17 protein-coding genes and 3 pseudogenes are annotated in these 18,719 nt (G+C 68.0%); 14 read left to right on the top strand and 6 right to left on the bottom strand.

The annotated features are described in order from the left end of the window. Positions 1–243 precede the first annotated feature (243 nt). From AWC07_RS09755 to AWC07_RS09725, 7 genes and pseudogenes are all read left to right on the top strand, one after another. Positions 244–1,280 (top strand): annotated as a pseudogene (locus tag AWC07_RS09755) (DNA adenine methylase). A gap of 127 nt (positions 1,281–1,407) precedes the next feature. Then, positions 1,408–1,680, top strand: a pseudogene (locus AWC07_RS09750) (hypothetical protein); the annotation flags it as partial. Positions 1,681–1,728: 48 nt separating this feature from the next. Then, positions 1,729–3,339, top strand: a complete 1,611-nt coding sequence (locus tag AWC07_RS09745; protein ID WP_036413738.1) for a peptide ABC transporter substrate-binding protein — start codon at positions 1,729–1,731, stop codon at positions 3,337–3,339. 1 nt (position 3,340) lies between these two features. Beyond that, complete coding sequence (locus AWC07_RS09740) at positions 3,341–4,267, top strand: ABC transporter permease (protein ID WP_036413736.1); 927 nt, start codon at positions 3,341–3,343, stop codon at positions 4,265–4,267. After that, entirely contained in the window at positions 4,233–5,123 is an 891-nt protein-coding gene (locus AWC07_RS09735; RefSeq protein WP_425271237.1) for an ABC transporter permease, read from the top strand. Before AWC07_RS09740 ends, AWC07_RS09735 begins: the two co-directional genes overlap by 35 nt. Next, a complete protein-coding gene (locus AWC07_RS09730; RefSeq protein ID WP_036413786.1) occupies positions 5,120–6,742 on the top strand; it encodes a dipeptide ABC transporter ATP-binding protein in 1,623 nt (540 codons plus the stop codon). Before AWC07_RS09735 ends, AWC07_RS09730 begins: the two co-directional genes overlap by 4 nt. A 10-nt stretch (positions 6,743–6,752) precedes the next feature. Then, complete coding sequence (locus AWC07_RS09725; RefSeq protein ID WP_036413731.1) at positions 6,753–7,511, top strand: Fic family protein; 759 nt, start codon at positions 6,753–6,755, stop codon at positions 7,509–7,511. 476 nt (positions 7,512–7,987) lie between these two features. Here the strand turns inward: AWC07_RS09725 and AWC07_RS09715 are convergent, their stop codons facing one another. Further along, positions 7,988–8,845 carry an HAD-IB family hydrolase gene (locus AWC07_RS09715; RefSeq protein WP_036413784.1) on the bottom strand — a complete coding sequence of 286 codons (858 nt, stop codon included), beginning with the start codon at positions 8,843–8,845 and terminating at the stop codon, positions 7,988–7,990. A gap of 492 nt (positions 8,846–9,337) precedes the next feature. Here AWC07_RS09715 and ssd point away from each other — a divergent pair, with 492 nt between their 5' ends. Genes ssd through AWC07_RS29545 form a run of 7 tightly spaced genes read left to right on the top strand, consistent with a single transcriptional unit; the run spans position 9,338 to position 14,134 of the window. Further along, entirely contained in the window at positions 9,338–10,381 is a 1,044-nt protein-coding gene (ssd, locus tag AWC07_RS09710; protein ID WP_036413728.1) for a septum site-determining protein Ssd, read from the top strand. After that, entirely contained in the window at positions 10,378–11,544 is a 1,167-nt protein-coding gene (locus AWC07_RS09705; RefSeq protein ID WP_036413725.1) for a TadA family conjugal transfer-associated ATPase, read from the top strand. The genes ssd and AWC07_RS09705 overlap by 4 nt, the downstream gene beginning before the upstream one ends. Further along, positions 11,541–12,338: a type II secretion system F family protein gene (locus tag AWC07_RS09700; RefSeq protein WP_036413722.1), complete on the top strand. Its 798-nt coding sequence runs from the start codon at positions 11,541–11,543 to the stop codon at positions 12,336–12,338. Before AWC07_RS09705 ends, AWC07_RS09700 begins: the two co-directional genes overlap by 4 nt. Next, positions 12,335–12,925, top strand: a complete 591-nt coding sequence (locus tag AWC07_RS09695) for a type II secretion system F family protein (RefSeq protein ID WP_036413719.1) — start codon at positions 12,335–12,337, stop codon at positions 12,923–12,925. The genes AWC07_RS09700 and AWC07_RS09695 overlap by 4 nt, the downstream gene beginning before the upstream one ends. Positions 12,926–12,982: 57 nt before the next feature. Then, positions 12,983–13,150 (top strand): DUF4244 domain-containing protein, encoded by a 168-nt coding sequence (locus tag AWC07_RS09690; RefSeq protein ID WP_081254740.1) that lies wholly within the window; start codon positions 12,983–12,985, stop codon positions 13,148–13,150. 35 nt (positions 13,151–13,185) lie between these two features. Next, on the top strand, positions 13,186–13,473 hold the full coding sequence (locus tag AWC07_RS28655) for a TadE family type IV pilus minor pilin (protein WP_084293534.1): 288 nt from the start codon (positions 13,186–13,188) through the stop codon (positions 13,471–13,473). A 31-nt stretch (positions 13,474–13,504) separates the two neighbouring features. Then, positions 13,505–14,134, top strand: coding sequence for an Rv3654c family TadE-like protein (locus AWC07_RS29545; protein ID WP_084293411.1), 630 nt, complete (start codon positions 13,505–13,507; stop codon positions 14,132–14,134). Here AWC07_RS29545 and AWC07_RS09675 read toward each other — a convergent pair. The 5 genes and pseudogenes from AWC07_RS09675 to AWC07_RS09655 all read right to left on the bottom strand — a co-directional run. Continuing rightward, a complete protein-coding gene (locus AWC07_RS09675) occupies positions 14,106–14,507 on the bottom strand; it encodes a PE family protein (protein ID WP_244187545.1) in 402 nt (133 codons plus the stop codon). The genes AWC07_RS29545 and AWC07_RS09675 overlap by 29 nt on opposite strands. A gap of 146 nt (positions 14,508–14,653) precedes the next feature. Beyond that, positions 14,654–15,691 carry a PAS domain-containing protein gene (locus AWC07_RS09670; RefSeq protein ID WP_036411207.1) on the bottom strand — a complete coding sequence of 346 codons (1,038 nt, stop codon included), beginning with the start codon at positions 15,689–15,691 and terminating at the stop codon, positions 14,654–14,656. Positions 15,692–15,815: 124 nt separating this feature from the next. Continuing rightward, the gene (locus AWC07_RS09665) at positions 15,816–17,135 is read right to left on the bottom strand and encodes a PE family protein (protein WP_036411208.1); all 1,320 of its coding nucleotides are present in this window, start codon (positions 17,133–17,135) and stop codon (positions 15,816–15,818) included. 230 nt (positions 17,136–17,365) lie between these two features. Continuing rightward, the gene (locus tag AWC07_RS29330) at positions 17,366–17,701 is read right to left on the bottom strand and encodes a PE family protein (RefSeq protein WP_051507877.1); all 336 of its coding nucleotides are present in this window, start codon (positions 17,699–17,701) and stop codon (positions 17,366–17,368) included. Between the two features lie 228 nt (positions 17,702–17,929). Next, a pseudogene (locus AWC07_RS09655) lies at positions 17,930–18,719 on the bottom strand (PE family protein); the annotation flags it as partial.

The following is an 18,719-nucleotide window of genomic DNA, read 5'->3' as shown; positions in this document are numbered from 1 at the left end:
CGTCGACGATTATTCGGTAACGGCGGTGCGAGCGTGTCAGATTGCCGGAACGGGGTACCTGGCGCCTTCCCAGACGATCAGCGGGGCCGGGCCGTATCTCCCGCGGTCTGTCGGTCCACGGGTGTATCTGTCACTGGTGGCACGATGCCAAGTGCAGATACGTCTGTGCCTGGGGAGACGCAGAGGGAGATTCGGGTGGCCTTCGATTCAGAGTTGTCTTCTCTGACACCGTCCCCGCCGGCCGTGCCGGGCAGCTTGATCAAGGCCCAGACTTTTCCGCGGCTGCGGTACAGGGGATCGAAGTATCGCTTGCTGCCGCATTTGGAGCGCGTCTTTGCCCGGCTCGGTGGCACCACCGCTGTGGACGGCTTCTCTGGGTCGGGCGTCGTTTCCTATCTGCTCAAAGCCCAAGGCTATCGGGTCACATCAAACGATTTCTTGAACTTTCCGGCGATAATCGCCCGGGCAACGGTACAGAATTCCTCGGTGCGACTCGAGGAGGAGCTGATCGACCAAATCTGCGGGCCGCCGGCTGATGACCGCGACTTCATCCAGTCTCGGTTCGACGGACTGTATTTCACGCCGGCGGATCGCAGGTTCCTCGACTCGGCCTGCTCGCACATCGATATGCTCCGCGGCTACCGTCGAGACCTGGCGATAGCACGCTCGTCTTATCGGCTGCTCGTAGGCAGCCGCGTGGAGTATTCACATTTACCGACGCAACTCGTTACGCGGACGGTCGCCGCGACCTCAGGTTGTCTCTGCGAGAATACTTTCGCGAGCGAGCTGCCGAATACAACGCGACGGTGTTTAGCAATAAGCACCGAAGCCGAGCGATTTGCGGCGACGTTTTCGACATTCCGGACACGAAAGCCGACCTGGTCTACCTCGATCCGCCGTACGCTCCGCCCAGTGACGACAATGACTACATCAAGCGCTACCACTTCCTCGAAGGGCTGAGCGTGTATTGGCGCGGACTCACCATCATGGAAGAAACCACTACCAAGAAGCTGAAGAAGCAGTTCACCCCTTTCGCATACAAGCGGACGATCGAAGACGCTTTATTGCGTACTTTCGAACACTTCGAGCACGCTGGGGCGATCGTTTTGTCATACTCCTCCAACGCTATACCGGACGCGGCGCGCATTGTGGACCTGCTTGGCAAGGTCAAGCCGTCGGTAGAGATCATTGCAATCGATCACAAGTACAGCCTCGGAACACACCCGGCGGCATCCCGACGTGATGTCAGGGAATACGTTTTCGTCGGACGCAATGCATGAATGAACCGATCTCTTTTGAAGCCTATTTGGACTCGCTTGGTCGTCTGACCGCACGTGTCGATCCCACTGCTTCCACACCGGAAGCCGGAAGTATCCGTCAGGCCACTGTCAGCCTGAGTGCTATCACGCCGACATTGCGGTGGCCGCGAGCTTCGACTCCACCGGCAGCAAGCTCACCGACGCCGTTCGAGAAATCGAGGAGATGGCCGACGTGCGTCTGCCTACCCAGTGCATCATGGCCGTGATCGACGGGATCGGCTGGAAGTCGCGTCAAGCTGACCTGCGTCGCATTCATTTTCTGTGGACCAACAAGCAGATCGACGGTATGTACACCCTCAGTAACCTCGACCAGTTTCGCGACGATCTTGCGCTGGCGGCCCGTCTCCGCCACTTGATTTGAGCGGGCACGGTCAAGGCAGCGAATCGGTCAGGCCTTAGGGTCGCTGTCATGTTGCGCGCCGCGCTGGCCTGGCTAGCCTCAGCAGCCTCCGTGCTGCTGCTGGCCGCCGGTGTGACCGCGTGTGGCGGTGGCCTGCTGAGCCCCGATGTGGTGCTGGTCAACGGTGGGGAGCCGCCCAACCCGCTGATCCCCACCGGTACCAACGACAGCAACGGCGGCCGCATCCTCGATCGGCTGTTCGCCGGCCTGATGTCCTACGACGCCACCGGCAAGCCGTCTCCGGAGGTCGCCCGGTCCATCGAAACCACCGACAACGTCAACTACCGCATCGTCCTCAAACCGGGTTGGAAGTTCACCGACGGCTCACCGGTGACGGCCCACTCGTTCGTCGACGCCTGGAATTACGGCGCCTTGGCCGCCAACGCCCAACTGCAGCAGCAGTTTTTCAGCCCGATCGAGGGATACGACGAGGTGGCCGCCGGCGATGCGAAACGGACCACCATGTCCGGGTTGCGGGTGCTCAACGACCTCGAGTTCAGCGTGCGGCTCAAGGCGCCGACCGTCGACTTCGTGTTGCGACTGGGTCACAGCTCGTTCTATCCACTGCCCGACACGGCATTTCGTGACATGGCGGCGTTCGGCCGCAATCCGATCGGCAACGGCCCCTACAAGTTGGCTGACGGCGACTCGTGGGAACACAACGTCAAGATCGATCTGGTGCCCAACCCCGACTATCACGGCAACCGGCAACCTCGAAACAAGGGTCTGCGGTTCGAGTTCTACGCCAACCTCGACACCGCCTATTCGGACCTGTTGTCCGGCAATCTCGATGTGCTGGACACGATTCCGTCCAGCGCATTGACGATCTACAAGCGTGACCTGGGGGACCATGCCACCAGCGGGCCGGCTGCGGTCAACCAGTCCCTGGACACGCCGTTGCGGCTGCCGCACTTTGGCGGAGAGGAGGGCCGGCTGCGCCGGTTGGCCTTGTCGGCGGCCATCAACCGCCCGCAGATCTGCCAGAACATCTTCAACAGAACCCGCAGCCCGGCCCGCGATTTCACCGCCCGCTCGCTGCCGGGATTCGACCCGGACATCCCGGGTAACGATGCCTTGGACTTCAATCCCGGACGGGCCCGCCAGCTTTGGGCCCAAGCCGACGCGATTTCGCCGTGGACCGGCCGATACGCCATCGCCTACAACGCCGACAGCGGCCACCAGGAGTGGGTCGACGCGGTGGCCAACAGCATCAAGAACGTGCTGGGCATCGACGCCGTCGGCGCCCCGCAGCCAACCTTCGCGGGATTTCGCACCCAGATCACCAACCGCAGCATCGACACTGCTTTCCGCGCCGGCTGGCAAGGCGACTATCCCTCGATGATCGAGTTTCTCGCGCCGTTGTACACCACCGGCGCCGGCTCCAACGACGTCGGCTACTCCAGCAGCGAATTCGACGCGGCGCTGGCCAGAGCCGAAGCCGCGCCCACCCTGCGCGAGGCCGAGGTGCTGGTCAACGACGCACAGCGAATCCTGTTACACGACATGCCCGTTGTTCCGTTGTGGGACAACATCGCCGTCGTCGGGTGGTCGGCCGAGGTCAGCAATGTGCGCGTCACCTGGAATGGTCTGCCCGACTACGAGAACATCGTCAAGGCTTGACATGGGTTGGTACCTGGTGCGGCGGATCGCGGCGATGGTGCCGGTGTTTCTCGGCGCGACGCTGCTGATCTACGCCATGGTGTTCCTGCTGCCGGGTGACCCGCTGGCCGCGATGGCCGGTGACCGGCCGCTGACTCCCGCCGTGGCCGCGCAGCTGCGCGCCCGCTATCACCTCGACGACCCGTTCATCGTGCAGTACCTTCGCTACCTGGGCGGTGTGCTGCACGGCGATTTGGGCCGCGCCTATTCCGGTCTTCCGGTCAGTTCCGTTCTGGCGCACGCGTTTCCGGTCACTATCAGGCTGGCGTTGATCGCGCTGGCGGTGGAGGCGGTGCTGGGCATCGGCTTTGGCGTGATCGCCGGCCTGCGCCAGGGCGGGCTGTTCGACGCCTCGGTGCTGATCGCCGGGCTCATCATTATCGCGGTCCCGATATTCGTGCTCGGCTTTCTCGCGCAGTTCCTGTTCGGCGTGAAGCTTGGGCTGGCGCCGGTGACGGTAGGGGGGCGGGCGACGTTCGGCCGGCTGTTGTTGCCCGGGATCGTGTTGGGCGCCGTGTCTTTCGCGTATGTGGTGCGGCTGACCCGTTCGGCGGTGGCCGCCAACGCCGACGCGGATTACGTTCGCACCGCCACCGCCAAGGGGTTGTCACGGCCACGGGTGGTGGCGGTGCACATCCTGCGCAACTCGTTGATCCCGGTGGTCACGTTCCTCGGCGCGGATCTGGGTGCGCTGATGGGCGGAGCCATTGTGACCGAAGGCATCTTCAACATCCATGGCGTTGGCGGCGTGCTGTATCAGGCAGTCACCCGACAGGAAGCGCCCACGGTGGTGTCGATCGTGACGGTGCTGGTGGTCATCTATCTGATCACCAATCTGGCGGTCGACCTGCTGTATGCCGCCCTGGACCCGCGGATCCGATATGGCTGAGCCCGGCCGGTTTTGGCTCGACACCTGGCGCCGGCTGCGCCGGCGACCGAAGTTCGTCGCCGCCGCCGCCCTGATCCTGCTCATTCTCGTCGTCGCGGCGTTTCCGGGTTGGTTCACCGCGGCCGACCCCACCTACGCCGATCCCAGCCAGAGCATGCTTGGTCCGTCGGCGGCGCACTGGTTCGGCACCGATCTGCAAGGCCACGACATTTACGCGCGCACCGTCTACGGAGCGCGGGCATCGGTCCTGGTTGGACTGGGCGCCACCTTCGCGGTATTCGTCGTGGGCACCGCGCTGGGTGCGCTGGCCGGCTTCTACGGCGGCTGGCTGGACGCGGTGATCTCGCGGATCACCGACGTGTTCTTCGGATTACCGTTGCTGCTGGCCGCGATCGTGCTCATGCAGGTCATGCCTCACCGCACGGTGTGGACGGTGATCGCCATCCTGGCGCTGTTCGGTTGGCCCCAAATCGCCAGAGTGGCCCGAGGTTCGGTGCTCGAGGTGCGCGGCAGCGACTATGTGCTCGCCGCGAAAGCACTGGGGCTGAGTCGCTTTCAGACCCTGTTGCGGCACGCGCTGCCGAATGCGATCGGTCCGGTGATCGCGGTAGCCACGGTCGCGCTGGGCATCTTCATCGTCACCGAGGCCACGCTGTCCTACCTTGGGGTCGGCTTGCCGACGTCGGTGGTGTCGTGGGGCGGCGATATCAATGTCGCGCAGATGCGGCTGCGGGCCGGTTCGCCAATCCTGTTCTATCCGGCTGGTGCGCTGGCGATTACGGTGCTGGCTTTCATGCTGATGGGCGACGCGTTGCGGGACGCCCTGGATCCGGCCTCGCGGGCGTGGCGGGCATGAGCGCGGGGGGACCGCCGTTGCTGTCGGTCGAGGGTTTGGAAGTCAGGTTCGGCGCGGACGACCCGGTGCTGCGCGGCATCGACTTGACCGTCGTTGCGGGACGAACCGTTGCGGTGGTGGGCGAATCGGGATCGGGCAAGTCCACGCTGGCCGCCGCTATCCTGGGGCTGCTGGCGTCCGGTGGGCGAATCACCGCCGGCCGCATCCTTTTCGACGGGCGCGACATCACGTCGTCGGACCGGCGGGTCATGCGGACCATCCGCGGCCGGGAGATCGGCTACGTCCCCCAAGACCCGATGACCAACCTCAATCCGGTCTGGAAGGTCGGCTTTCAGATCCGGGAGGCGTTGCGGGCCAACACCGCCGGCCGCGATGCACGACGGCGGGCGATGGAGCTGCTCGGCCAGGCCGGCATGCCGGATCCGGCCAGGCAAGCCAAGCGTTATCCGCACCAGTTGTCCGGCGGCATGTGTCAGCGGGCATTGATCGCCATCGGGTTGGCGGGGCGGCCGCGGCTGCTGATCGCGGACGAGCCGACGTCGGCGCTCGACGTGACCGTGCAGCGTCAGGTCCTCGACCATCTGCAGCGCCTCACCGACGAACTGGGCACCGCGCTGCTGCTGATCACCCACGATCTGGCGCTGGCGGCCGAGCGGGCCGAGTCGGTGGTGGTCGTCAACCGCGGTGTAGTTGTGGAATCCGGTGCGGCACAGGGGATTCTGCGTGATCCCCAACACGAGTACACCCGACGGCTAGTGGCCGCCGCTCCGTCGCTGACGGCGCGACAGCCGGCACCGAACCGGCCGCAGCTGGCCAGCCATTCCGACGACCTCGTCGTCGTCTCGGAACTGACCAAAACCTACCCCCAGGTGCGGGGCGTGCCCTGGCGGCGAGCGGAGTTCCGTGCCGTCGACTCGGTGTCGTTTCGGCTGCGGCGGGGAAGCACGTTGGCCGTCGTCGGCGAATCCGGATCGGGCAAGTCCACCCTGGCGCGCATGGTGCTCGGTCTGCTGCAACCGACGTCGGGCACGGTGGTCTTCGACGGCGACCAGATCGACCGGCTGGACCGGGACCGCGCGTTCGCATTTCGCCGGCGGGTGCAGCCGGTGTTCCAGAACCCCTACAGCAGCCTGGATCCCCGGTACTCGGTGTTTCGCTGCATCGAGGAGCCATTGCGCATCCACCGGGTTGGTGACCGGGGACAGCGTCGGCGGGCGGTGCGTGAGTTGCTCGACCAGGTGGCGCTGCCGTCATCGGTGCTGGACCGGCTGCCGCGCGAGCTGTCGGGCGGTCAGCGCCAACGCGTCGCGATCGCCCGCGCGTTGGCGCTGCGGCCCGAGGTGTTGGTGTGCGACGAGGCGGTCTCGGCGCTCGACGTGGTGGTGCAGGCCCAAATTTTGGATCTGCTGGCCGAGCTGCAAGCTGACCGGGGTTTGACGTACTTGTTCATCAGTCACGATCTGGCCGTCATCCGGCAGGTCTCCGACGACGTGCTGGTGATGCGCGCCGGCCGAGCGGTCGAACACGCCACCACCGAAGAAGTCTTCGCCCGGCCACGCCACGAATACACCCGGCAGTTGCTGGAGGCCATTCCCGGGGCCGGGGCGGCGTCCCGTTAGGTTGGAAACTGTGACGGCTGACCCGCTGGCTGCGTTGATGGACTTGCCCGGCGTTGCCGACGCCAGCGATCGCGCCCGTGCGGCGCTGGGCCGCGCCCACCGGCACCGGGCCAACCTGCGGGGGTGGCCGGTGACCGCCGCCGAGGCGGCGCTGCGGGCGGCGCGGGCTTCCTCGGTGCTCGACGGGGGTCCGGCACGGCTGGACGACCTGGCCGAGGCTGGTGCGGTCGGCGATCCCGTGTTCGGGGGAGCGCTGCGGGTGGCGCAGGCGCTGGAGGGCGGCGGCGGCCCGCTGGTCGGTGTGTGGCAGAAGGCGCCGCTGCAGGCACTGGCCCGCTTGCACACGTTGGCGGCCGCCGGCCTGGTCGACGACGACATGTTGGGCCGTCCACGGGCCGACTCCGCGATCGGGCCTCGCCTGGAGTTGCTCGCAGCGGTGATGACTCGGCCCACGCGGGCGTCGGCGCCGGTGGTCGCCTCGGTCGCGCATGCAGAACTATTGACGCTCAAGCCCTTTGGCCATGCCGATGGCGTGGTGGCGCGCGCGGTGTCGCGGCTGGTGACGATCGCCACGGGACTGGACCCGCACGGCCTCGGGGTGCCGGAGGTGAGTTGGATGCGGCAACCCGCGCGCTACCGTGACACCGCGCGCAGCTTCGCCGAGGGCACGCCCGACGGTGTGGCGGCCTGGCTGGTGCTGTGTTGCCGGGCGCTGACAGCCGGGGCGCACGAGGCACTATCGATCGCCGAGGCAATGCCCCGCAGATAGCTGGCGGGACTACAAAAGCAAATTGTTCGCAGAAATGCGAAGCGGGCGGCGACCGAAGGATTCGAATCGCCGCCCGCCAACACGGTTCTCGGTTACCAAGCGTGCATTTCGGGGCTGCGTGGGTTGGCCTCGGCGCTTTTGCGACGCATCCGGCTGCAGCCCCACCCAAAGGACCGTCGCCACCGTCTGCACTTCGCAATTACGCAGGCCCGCAACACTTCTGCCATTATCGCGGCTATGACTCCGCGTGGGTGCCGGGAACCGTGCTGGGTGCCCGGGTCGGGAGAACGAACCTTCTCTTCCGGATCGACCTTGGCCTCACCGGGCTTCCGTGACTCCATTTCTACTACTAGACCCTGACCACAGCAAGGCCTAATTGCGTGAAAATTCCGTGACAACTTTTGATCGTGGCTCAACGTGTTTGCTACCGGGACGATTGGTGAAACTGGGACACCAGTGCCGCACGGTCGCCGGGGTCAAAAAGCGAAGCGGCGCAGCAGCGCGTAGCTGACTGCTCCGGCGGCCAGCGCACTGACTCCCACCGCGGCAGTGGTGGCGATCGCCGCCCCCGACGGCGCCGGGATACGGTCGCGCAGGGACACCGGCCGGGAGAATGACAACACCGGCCAACCGCGCTCGATGGCTAGTTTCCGCAATCCGCGATCGGGGTTGACCACCGAGGGGTGGCCCACGGCCTCGAGCATCGGCAGGTCGGTGATCGAGTCGGAGTAGGCGTAGCAGTGTTCCAGCGGGTAGCTCTCACGGGAGGCCAGCTCGCGGATCGCCTGCACCTTGCCCTCGCCGTAGCAGTAGAACGCGACCTCACCGGTGTACTTACCATCTTCGACGACCATCCGGGTGGCCATCGCATGAGTGGCACCCAGAGCGCGGGCGATCGGCGCCACGATCTCCTCGCCCGAGGCGGAGACCACCACGACGTCACGGCCGCACAGCTTGTGGGCGGCGATGAGGTCGGCGGCTTCGGCGAAGACCAGCGGAGTGACGATGTCGTGCAGCGTCTCGTTGACGATCGACTTCACCTGTTCCACGTCCCAGCCGGTGCACATGTTGGTCATGTGGATACGCATGCGGTCCATCTGGTCATGGTCGGCGCCGGAGAGCAGGAAGATGAACTGCGCATAGCTGGACTTGAGCACGGCGCGGCGGTTCAGCAGCCCCTGCGCGAAGAAGGGTTTGCTGAACGCCAGTGTGCTGGACTTGGCGATGATGGTCTTGTCCAGGTCGAAGAAAGCGGCGGTGCGCACCTGTGGAGGCGGCGCGTCGGGTGATTGGGGTGAAGTTTGCTGCGGGGCGGCCTGGTCGGAGACGGTCACCAATCCAGCATAGGTTGGCGCCCGGCACGCCGTGATCCTGTGCCGGAAGGGGCCGATGGTAACAAACGTTGTCGCTTTGGCCACCACGTTTACCCGGCTCAGGCGGTATTTTTTCGCGTGTGCAATTACTTGCGTGAATGCCATCTGGCATGTGTATAGTAAGCATTACTCGGCCCTGAGCCGAGGGTGCATCAGCCCGACCCCCCGGGGCTGAAGCACGACGACCTCCGCCTCCTCCCCCCTGGCGGGGGTCGTCCCCTTTTCTGGGGCAAAATCTGTGTGACGCAGCGCTGAGCCGGGCTCGCTACACGTTGCGGAGATCTTCGCGAAACGTCCCGTCCGGGTCCTCCGAGTTCGATGTGAGCGGGCAGCCGGCGTAATTGTGCACAGCCGCGTCTCTATCCACAGATTGCACTTTGGGACTGGTGTGCAACAGCGGCGGCCTCGCAGGGTAGGGGGGTGACCCAATCCCTTGGCCCCGGAGTGTTGGCGATGGTGACCGCCGGTGAACTGCGCGACGAGCTGGACCGGATCGCCGCAGCCGTGGGAGTTCGGGTCGTTCACAGCGGTTCGGTGACCAGAAAGGCCTGGTCCGCGGCGGCCGCAGTGGTGCTCGACCAAGCGGCCGCCGAGCGTTGCGGCCGGATTGCCCTGCCGCGGCGTGCCCACGTCTCGGTGCTGGCCGGCGGCGAACCTGTCACGGCCACCTGGGCGGCGGCCATCGCCGTCGGCGCCGAGCGGGTGCTGCGGATGCCCGAGCAAGAACACGAACTGATCCGCGAACTCGCCGACGCCGCCGCATCAGCGCGCGACGAGGGCATCCGCGGGAAAGTCGTCGCCGTCATCGGAGGATGTGGGGGTGCCGGGGCCTCGCTGTTCGCGGTCGCCTTGGCCCATGGTGCCGCCCAGGCATTGCTGGTGGACCTCGATTCGTGGGGAGGCGGCATCGATCTGCTGGTAGGCGGCGAATCAGCACCCGGTGTGCGCTGGCCCGACCTGGCTTTACAGGGCGGCCGGCTGCATTGGTCGGCGGTATGTGAGGCCTTGCCGCGACATCGGGGGATCAGCATGCTCTCGGGCACCCGCGGCAGTTGCGAATTGGATGCCGCACCGGTGGAAGCGGTCGTTGACGCCGGCCGGCGCGGCGGAGTCGTCGTCGTCTGCGATCTGCCCCGCCGGATGACCGACGCCAGCCACGCCGCGTTGGACACCGCCGACCTCGTCGTCCTCGTCTGCCCCAGCGATGTCAGGGCCTGCGCGGCCACCGCCGCGATCGTTCCGGTGCTGACCGCGATCAACCCCAACCTGGGGTTGGTCGTGCGCGGGCCGTCACCGGGTGGATTGCGAGCAGTGGAGGTCGCCGACATCGCCCGCGTCCCGCTGCTGGCGTCGATGCGAGCCCAGCCGCGCCTCGCCGGGCAATTGGAACACGGTGGCCTTCGATTGCGACGGCGATCGGCGCTGGCCGCGGCGGCCCGGCAGGTCCTGGCGGCGCTGGGACATCCGCAGAGCGGGCTGAACGGCAGGGCCGCGTGACCGGATCGCTGATCGAACGGGTCCGCGAGCGGCTGGCCACCGAGTCCGCTCCGCTGCGTCCCCACGTTGTCGCCGCGGCGATCCGCGCCGAATCCGGCGGGATACTCGGTGACACCGAGGTGCTCGCCAACCTTCGAGTGCTGCAGACCGAACTGACCGGTGCCGGCATTCTCGAGCCCCTGCTAGGTGCCGACGGCACCACCGACGTCCTGGTCACGGCACCCGACGCGGTGTGGGTTGACGACGGAAACGGTCTGCGGCGCAGTGAGATTCGATTCGCCGACGAGGCGGCGGTGCGGCGATTGGCGCAACGGCTGGCGCTGGCCGCGGGTCGTCGGCTCGACGACGCGCAACCATGGGTGGACGGGCAGCTCAGCGGGATCGGCGCCGCCGGGTTGACGGTACGCCTGCACGCGGTGTTGCCGCCGGTGGCGGCCGAGGGCACCTGCTTGTCACTGCGGGTACTGCGGCCCACCACGCAAGATCTGACGGCGCTGGCCGCCGCAGGCGCGATCGCGCCGCAGGCCGCCGATCTGGTCGCCGAGATCATCGCCGCACGCCTGGCGTTCCTGGTGTCTGGAGGTACCGGCGCCGGAAAGACAACCCTGCTGGCTGCCATGCTGGGCACCGTCTCCGGCGCCGAGCGGATCGTCTGTGTCGAAGACGCCGCCGAGCTGGCTCCCCGGCATCCGCACCTTGTCAAGCTCGTCGCCCGATGCGCGAACGTCGAAGGTGCCGGTGAGGTCACCATGCGCCAACTGGTTCGGCAGGCACTTCGGATGCGGCCCGACCGCATCGTCGTCGGGGAGGTCAGGGGAGCCGAGGTGGTGGACCTGCTGGCCGCGTTGAACACCGGCCATGACGGAGGCGCAGGAACCGTGCATGCCAACAAGCCCGGCGAGGTTCCCGCCCGGTTGGAGGCGTTGGGCGCGCTCGGCGGCCTGGACCGGGCGGCGTTGCACAGTCAGCTGGCCGCGGCGGTCCAGGTGCTGCTGCACGTCACGCGCGATCAGGCCGGCCGACGCCGGCTGACGGAGATCGCCATACTGCGCCGAAGCGACAGAGGCCTGGTCCAGGCGGTGCCGGCGTGGCATGCCGAATGCGGAATGGCCGATGGCGCAGCTGATTTGCGCAGCATGCTGCAAAGCCGGACGTCAGCATGAACGGCGTCGTGGTGGCAACGCTGATGTGCGCTTCGGCGCTGCTGCTGTGGCCGTCGTCGTCGCGGCGCCGGCTCGTCCTTCGTCGTGAGTGTCGACCCGGGCCGCTGCGGGCACGGTGGCTTGTGCCGGTCGGTGCCTGTGTCGTGGTGGGTGCCGTCGTGGTGTTGCCTGTGACGAGCGTCTTGGCTGCCGCGGTGATCGGCGCTACCGCGAGCCTGCGTTTCGTTCGTCGCCGCCGCGATCGGCGCGGTAGGGAGGAAGGCCAGTCCCTGGAAGCCGCGCTCGATGTGCTGGTCGGCGAATTACGGGTCGGTCTGCATCCGGTGCGCGCGTTCGGCACCGCCGCCGACGAAACCGAGGGTGCGGTTGCCGCATCCATGCGCGCCGTGGCGGCACGCGCTCGACTGGGTGCCGACGTCACCGGCGGTTTGTGCGCGGCGGCCCGGATGTCGGCTCTGCCCGCGCACTGGGAGCGACTCGCCGTGTACTGGCGGCTGGGCAGTGAGCATGGCCTAGCGATCGCTTCCTTGATGCGGGCCGCACAGCGCGACATTGTTGAGCGGCAACGCTTTTCCGCAAGCGTGGCGTCGGAGTTGGCCGGCGCGCGTGCCACCGCCAACATTCTGTCGGTCCTGCCCCTGCTCGGGGTGTTGCTCGGTCAGCTTATCGGGGCGCGACCGGTGAGCTTCATGCTGGACGGGCATGCGGGCGGATGGCTGTTGGTGGTCGGTGTTGCGCTGGTCTGCGCGGGACTGTTGTGGTCGGACCGAATTACGGATCGAGTTGCGCCATGAGTACCGCGGCGGTGTTGCTGGCTGCGGCGTTGTTGGCCGGAGTCGGCCCGACGGTCGTTCGGGCGCGCGCGGGGATGCCGTCTCGCGGAAGGCGGACGCTGTCGCGGCCGGCGCAGGCCCGGGATCCGCTGGCGTTCGCATCCAGCCTCGACGTGCTGGCGGTGTGCCTGGCCGCGGGCATGGCGGTGTCGGCCGCCGCGGCGGCGACGGCCCCCTCGGCGCCGCCGCGACTGGCGCAGCTGTTGTTCCGCGCCGCCGACTTGTTGACGTTAGGGGCCGACCCGTCGGTCGCCTGGTCGCTACCGCCGGACTCGCCGCCCGGCTCCGCTGACGCGCATCTCGATGCGCTGCTGCGGCTGGCGCGGCGTTCGGCGTCCTCGGGTGCCGCGCTGGCCGACGGTGTCGCCGAACTGGCCGCCCAGTCTCGCCACGACGCCGCGCATGCGGCCGCCGCGGCCGCTCAACGCGCCGGGGTGCTGATCGCCGGTCCGCTGGGTCTGTGCTTTCTGCCGGCCTTCGTGTGTCTGGGCCTTGTCCCAGTGGTGGCCGGGTTGGCCGGAAAAGTACTTGACTCGGGTCTGATGTGAAGTCGCAACGAAAGGAATGCATTGGTGGCCAACATATTTCAGGTGATCGCGGCACGTATGGCGCTGCTGGTGACCGACGAGTCCGGCATGTCCACCGTCGAGTACGCCATCGGGACCATCGCCGCGGCGGCTTTCGGCGCCATCCTCTACACCGTCGTCACCGGCGACTCGGTGGTGTCGGCGCTGAACCACATCATCGGTCGCGCGCTCAGCACCAAGGCTTAGCGTCGAGTGCCGGGTCGAGCACTGTCGAAGCGGCTCTGGCCCTCGCCACCCTGGTCGTGGTGCTGGTGCTGTGCCTGGCCGGTCTCACGGCGGTGTCCATGCAGTTGCGCTGTATCGACGCCGCCCGTGAGGCCGCTCGACTGGCCGCGCGAGGTGACGAACGTTCGGCTATCGACGTTGCCCGGCGTATTGCTCCGCCTGCGGCGCAGATCGAGGTGCGCCGGGACGGCGAATTCTTTGTCGCTTCGGTTGCCGCCCGGTCAAAGCTGTTGCCTACCTTGGATATTGCGGCTCAGGCGGTGGCGGCTACGGAGCCGCGATGACGGTGGCTCGGCCACCGTCATCGCGGTCGCGATGGTGGGCGTGCTGCTATGGGTGGCCGGGGCGGGTGCCTATCTGGGCTCGGTGGTGGTGGCCCGGCATCGTGCGCAGGCGGCCGCCGATCTGGCGGCGCTGGCGGCGGCCGCGCGGTTACCGGAGGGCAGCCGGGCGGCCTGCGCGCGGGCGACGGCCGTGGCGCAGGCGATGGGGGTGGGCGATGCCGCCTGTGCGGTACGGGACCTGGATGTGGTGATCACCGTCGAGGTTCGGGTCGCTTTCGCCGGTGTGGCGCGGGCCTCCGCAAGGGCCGGGCCCGTAACGCAGACCCCCTCGACCGCCCGTCCCACCGGCCGCACCATTGGTGTCCTCGGTCCTGCCGTCCCCGCCAAACCCGCCGTTTCCGCCGGCCCCACCCGCACCGCCGACAGCATCGTCAGCCTGCCCACCGTCCCCGCCGGCGCGGCCTGTGCCGAGCAACCCACCGGTACCGCCGGCTCCGCCTGCCCCTCTATTGCCACCCGGCAGCCCGAAGCCGCCGACGCCACCCGCGCCGCCGGCGCCGAACAGCCCGGCGGGCCCGCCGTCACCGCCGTTGTGGCCGGGCGTGCGGAACCACCGGAGCCGCCGTTGCCGATCAACAACCGGCCGGGCCCGCCGTCTTGACCGGTACCGGCCCCGTTGATCCCGTTGCCGAACAGCGGGCGCCCCACAAGACCTGGGCAGGCGAGTTCACGATATTCAGCAGCGTCTGACCGGCATCGGCTTCCGCGCCGGCATATGACGCCGCAGCGGCCGCCAAGGTTTGGGCAAACTGGATATGGAACTTCGCCGCTTGTGCGCTGAGGCACCTGATAGGTGTCGCCGTGCGATCCGACAATGCGGCGACGGCAACCGACACCCCATCCTCGGCTGCGGCCAGCAACCCGGTGGTCCGGACCGGTGCAGCGGCGTTCGCGGCGTGCAGCGACGAACCAAAGTGCGACATCTCGGCCGCGGCGGCCGCGAGCATCTCCGGAGCGGCAATCACCAACGACATTCCATGCTTCTGGGCACGGGTTGCGGGCGGATCGTTTTGACGTTCACAATGAAAGACGTTCTCCCGCTTGGCAATAAGGACGTGCAGTGTTCACATTACCGTCGAATGGGGTCCGATGCCTTTGCAAGCAGGATCGTTCGTGACGGTCAGGTCGAGTCGCGTGCGGCCGTCGGCAGTCCGGCGTTGGCGAGTTCGGCAGCGGTGGGCAACCGTAATGAGATCAATCCTGCGAAGGTCTCCGGCTGCAGTTCTATCCGGTTGACAGTGACGTGCACCGGCACCCAATCGGTGTCGTAGCCGGGAAGCCGCAGCACGCCGCTGGTGGCTCCGTTAGCGAATTCCTTTGTCATCGCGGCGATGAGCTCCTGGTCGTCGGGATGCACGCGGGGCTTGTCGGGCTCGTTGGCTCGCCAGTCGTAGAAGGGGCACGGTTCGTCGAGCCACTTCAACAAGGTCCAGGTGTTCAAGTCGACAAGTGCCCGGTGGACCCCGGCCTGCGCGAGTCCGTCGAGAATCTTCTGTGCCAGGTCGTCGACCGGCACCAGCGGGCCTTTGAGTTCGGCCCGCCAGTTAATCGCTCGTGCGACCAGGTGGTCGCGGCCGTCCGGCCCCGGCTCCAGCGCGCAGCGCGCGGTGAAACCCAACCTGATGGGGTTTCCCTGACAATCGGTGAGATCCCAAGTGCTGCACAGTGTTTTGCCAGGCTCAGGCTTGACCACCATGGCCAGCACCCGGGTTTCGTTCGGACTGAGTTCGCGCGACGGCAAGTCCTCGGCGAAAGCTCTGCCGTAGGTGACCTCGACGTCGGGATTCCTGCCACTGTTGAGCAGCGACTCGCGGGTGTCGGTGGCCACCCCCAGGGTTAGGTCCCACTTCAGCGGGCCCGGGATAGGCCGCTCCGGCGGTTCCGCATCGGCGGGACCGATCCACACCTGCACACCGTGCACCCGGCCGTCCGACATCACAACGGGTTCGGTGCAGATGACGCGGTCGCTCTTGGGCGTAATGCTGCTGAGGCTCTGACCGGTCTGCAGCGACTCGGCGATCGCCGTGCGGACGGCCGCGAGATAGGGACTGCGGCGCAGGAACGTGGTGATCGGAACCAGATTCTTGAGCTGACGCCCCTGGGCGACGACGGTCGGTTCGTCCCCCAGCGTTTCCACGAGCAGCCAGTCGTGGGTCATAGGCGCAGTCTACTGACTGCGCATCCAAATAACGCGGCGGGTAGCCGCTGATCGCCGGAATCTCGTTGCGGCGACGGTAGATACGCGTGCCAACGATGGGTCTTGGCCAGGCGCCCGGCGCCGTTCAGGGCAGTCCGTTCAGTCCGTCTAGGCCGATTAGTGTTCCACCGGTGCCGGCCTTGCCGCCAGTGCCGTTATTGCCAACTCCCACACTGGCGCCGCCATTGCCGCCATTGCCGCCGTTTCCGATCAGTTGGGCGTTGCCGCCGTTGCCGCCGTTGCCGCCGTCGAACTCGCTGTCGGCGCCTGCCCCGCCGTTGCCGCCGTTGCCGACCAGGCCGGCGTTGCCGCCGTTGCCGCCGTTGCCGCCGTTGTCGGTGGCGCTGACGCTGCCGTTGCCGCCGTCGCCGCCGCTGCCGAAGAACATGCCGCCGTTGCCGCCGTTGCCGCCGTTCGCGCCGACGGTGCCGCCGATGGTCCCGCCGCCGTCGCCGCCAGCCCCGCCGTTGCCGGCGAACATGCCCGCGTTACCGCCGGCACCTCCGTTCCCGCCGTTGGCGATGTCCGGGGTGGTGCCGCCGCTGCCGCCGGCTCCGCCGTTGCCGACCAACAAGGCGGTGCCGCCGGCGCCACCGGTCCCGCCGTTGGGGCCACCGCCGCCGGTGCCGCCGGCCCCGCCGGTAGCGAACAGCCCGCCGGTTCCACCCATGCCGCCGGTCCCGCCGGTGTCGCCCAACCCGCCGGTGCCGCCGACGCCGCCATTACCGAACAGGAATCCGCCCTGGCCGCCGATACCACCGGTGCCGGCGCCGAAACCGCCGGCGCCACCGGCTCCGCCGGTGCCGAAAAACAGCCCGCCGGACCCGCCGGTACCGCCGGTGCCGCCGTCAACGTTGGTTGATGAATATCCGCCGGCGCCGCCGGCGCCCCCGGTGCCGAACAGCAGCCCGCCGGCTCCACCGTTGCCGCCTGGTAACCCGGTACCGCTGCCGGTCATGCCACCGGAGCCGCCGGTTCCGCCGTTGCCGATCAGCCACCCGGCGTCACCGCCGTTTTGACCCGTGCCCGGCGCTCCGTTGGCTCCGTTGCCGATCAGTGGCCGTCCGGTGAGGTTCTGCACCGGCGCGTTGATCGCGTTGAGCAGTTGCTGCAGCGGCGACACGTTGGCGGCCTCGGCGCTCGCATAGGACGCCGCGCCCATGGTGAGGGCCTGGACGAATTGCTGATGGAAAGCCTGCGCTTGGGCGCCCAGGGTTTGATAGGCCTGGGCGTGGGCGCCGAAGAATGCTGCGATGGCCGCCGACACCTCGTCCTCCGCGGCGGCCAGCAGGTTGGTGGTCGGCGCGGCCGCGGCCGCGTTGGCCGCTCCGATCATCGAACCGATGGTCGCCAGATCCGATGCCGTCGACGCAACCGTGTCCAGCGCCGCGATCACAAATGACATCAGAAGTCCTTCCGGTCATGACCGGCCTGGCCGCCTGGGCGACGTCAGACGTGAAGGCATCGTATGCCGTTCCCCGACACCGGCACGGCGTATTGATCGGGTTGCTCGGGCTTTCCGTGGGTAGCGCGGGGCCGGTGTAGGTGCCGTGCCGCCGGCGCGATTACGGCGCGACTCGGTGGTAGCCCATGAGTTGCACACCTTGCTCACATGCGGGTAGTTTCAGCTGCGCGTCAACACTGCCAATACGGGACCGGAGTGGGCTTTCCCCAGCCGCTCACCAGGCGGTGTGGTGACAGTTTCGGCACATCTTCGGCCGCGAGGAAGTGCAGATCGGTGGAGGTCGACCGTCGAGGGGTCGGTCGCCGTCCGCCGGATTTCCCACCGCAATTTTTCATGTAGGCTCGCGCGACGCCGGTGCGCGGAAGCGTTTCCGCCGTGCTGGCATACGACCCCGCGCCCGCGGTCAACGCCTGCACAAACTGAGCGTGAAACGCCGCCGCCTGCACGCTGACGGGCTGATAGGTCTGGCTGTGCCCGGAAAACAGTGCCGCAATCGCTGCCGACACCTTCTATCAAGCCGCGGCCAGCATCCCGTCGTTTGAGCCGCCACGGCGGCATTGGCGGGGCGGCAAAGCCAGGCTGGGCAAATCCGTCGCCGTCGTGCCTACAGCTGCCGGCGGCGTGACCAACGACATCTCAGACCTCCCGACAAATACCCACACCCCGGCTGCGCGCTCCTCGCCGGCTGTCGTATCCGTCGCACACCTCGGAGCACCTGCTTGTGCAGCCGCGGACTACGGCAAGCCGTTGATCCCGTTCAAGCCCAACAGCAGACCACCGGCTCCACCGTTCCCACGCTTACCCCCGGTGGCCGGTGTTGGGCCGATCCCGCCGTTGCCGCCGTTGCCGCCGTTGCCGATCAGAGTGGTGTCGCCACCGTTTCCGCCGTTACCGCCCGTCACGTCGCCTTGACCGCCAGCGCCTCCGGCACCGCCGTTGCCGACAAGCATGCCGCCCTTGCCGCCGGCCCCGCCGGCCCCGCCGGTTCCGCCGGTGACGACGAAGTTGCCGTAACCGCCGGCACCGCCGATCCCGCCGCACCCCAGTAGGCCGGCGTTGCCGCCGGCCCCGCCGGCGCCGCCAGTGAAGCCGAATCCGCCGTCACCGCCGGACCCGCCGCTGGAGAACAGCAGGCCGGCATCGCCCCCGGCGCCGCCGGCGCCCCCGGTAGCGCTAGCGCTGGCTCCGCCAGTCCCGCCAACCCCGCCGCTGCCGAACAACAGGCCGGCTTTGCCGCCAGCGCCGCCGACACCGCCGGTGATCAAGCCGAGGCCGCCGCCTCCGCCGGCACCGCCTGGGCCGCCAAGCAAGCCGCCGCTGCCACCGGCGCCGCCGGCGCCACCGGTGCCGTCACCGATGGCGCCGTCACCGCCGCGTCCGCCGCCAGCCCCGACCAGCCCCGCCAGCGGTCCGCCTGCCCCACCGTTGCCGCCCGCGCCGCCGGTGCCTCCGCCGGCCGCAGTGAATCCGCCCGCTCCGCCGGCGCCTCCCCCGCCGAACAGGCCGCCGGCCCCACCGGCGCCC

It is taken from the genome of Mycobacterium gastri (genome assembly GCF_002102175.1).
GTDB classification, from domain to species: Bacteria; Actinomycetota; Actinomycetes; order Mycobacteriales; family Mycobacteriaceae; genus Mycobacterium; species Mycobacterium gastri.
The sequence above is the reverse complement of the archived record's forward strand: the minus strand, read 5'-3'. Positions and strand labels throughout refer to the sequence as shown.

What these genes read in the sequence shown, in the direction of transcription:
- AWC07_RS09745 (WP_036413738.1), top strand. Translation starts at nt 1,729, where the DNA reads ATGTTGCGCGCCGCGCTGGCCTGGCTAGCCTCAGCAGCCTCCGTGCTG.
- AWC07_RS09740 (WP_036413736.1), top strand. Translation starts at nt 3,341, where the DNA reads ATGGGTTGGTACCTGGTGCGGCGGATCGCGGCGATGGTGCCGGTGTTT.
- AWC07_RS09735 (WP_425271237.1), top strand. Translation starts at nt 4,233, where the DNA reads ATGCCGCCCTGGACCCGCGGATCCGATATGGCTGAGCCCGGCCGGTTT.
- AWC07_RS09730 (WP_036413786.1), top strand. Translation starts at nt 5,120, where the DNA reads ATGAGCGCGGGGGGACCGCCGTTGCTGTCGGTCGAGGGTTTGGAAGTC.
- ssd (WP_036413728.1), top strand. Translation starts at nt 9,338, where the DNA reads ATGGTGACCGCCGGTGAACTGCGCGACGAGCTGGACCGGATCGCCGCA.
- AWC07_RS09700 (WP_036413722.1), top strand. Translation starts at nt 11,541, where the DNA reads ATGAACGGCGTCGTGGTGGCAACGCTGATGTGCGCTTCGGCGCTGCTG.
- AWC07_RS09695 (WP_036413719.1), top strand. Translation starts at nt 12,335, where the DNA reads ATGAGTACCGCGGCGGTGTTGCTGGCTGCGGCGTTGTTGGCCGGAGTC.
- AWC07_RS09690 (WP_081254740.1), top strand. Translation starts at nt 12,983, where the DNA reads ATGGCGCTGCTGGTGACCGACGAGTCCGGCATGTCCACCGTCGAGTAC.
- AWC07_RS29545 (WP_084293411.1), top strand. Translation starts at nt 13,505, where the DNA reads ATGGTGGGCGTGCTGCTATGGGTGGCCGGGGCGGGTGCCTATCTGGGC.
- AWC07_RS09675 (WP_244187545.1), bottom strand. Translation starts at nt 14,507, where the DNA reads ATGTCGTTGGTGATTGCCGCTCCGGAGATGCTCGCGGCCGCCGCGGCC.
- AWC07_RS09670 (WP_036411207.1), bottom strand. Translation starts at nt 15,691, where the DNA reads ATGACCCACGACTGGCTGCTCGTGGAAACGCTGGGGGACGAACCGACC.
- AWC07_RS09665 (WP_036411208.1), bottom strand. Translation starts at nt 17,135, where the DNA reads ATGTCATTTGTGATCGCGGCGCTGGACACGGTTGCGTCGACGGCATCG.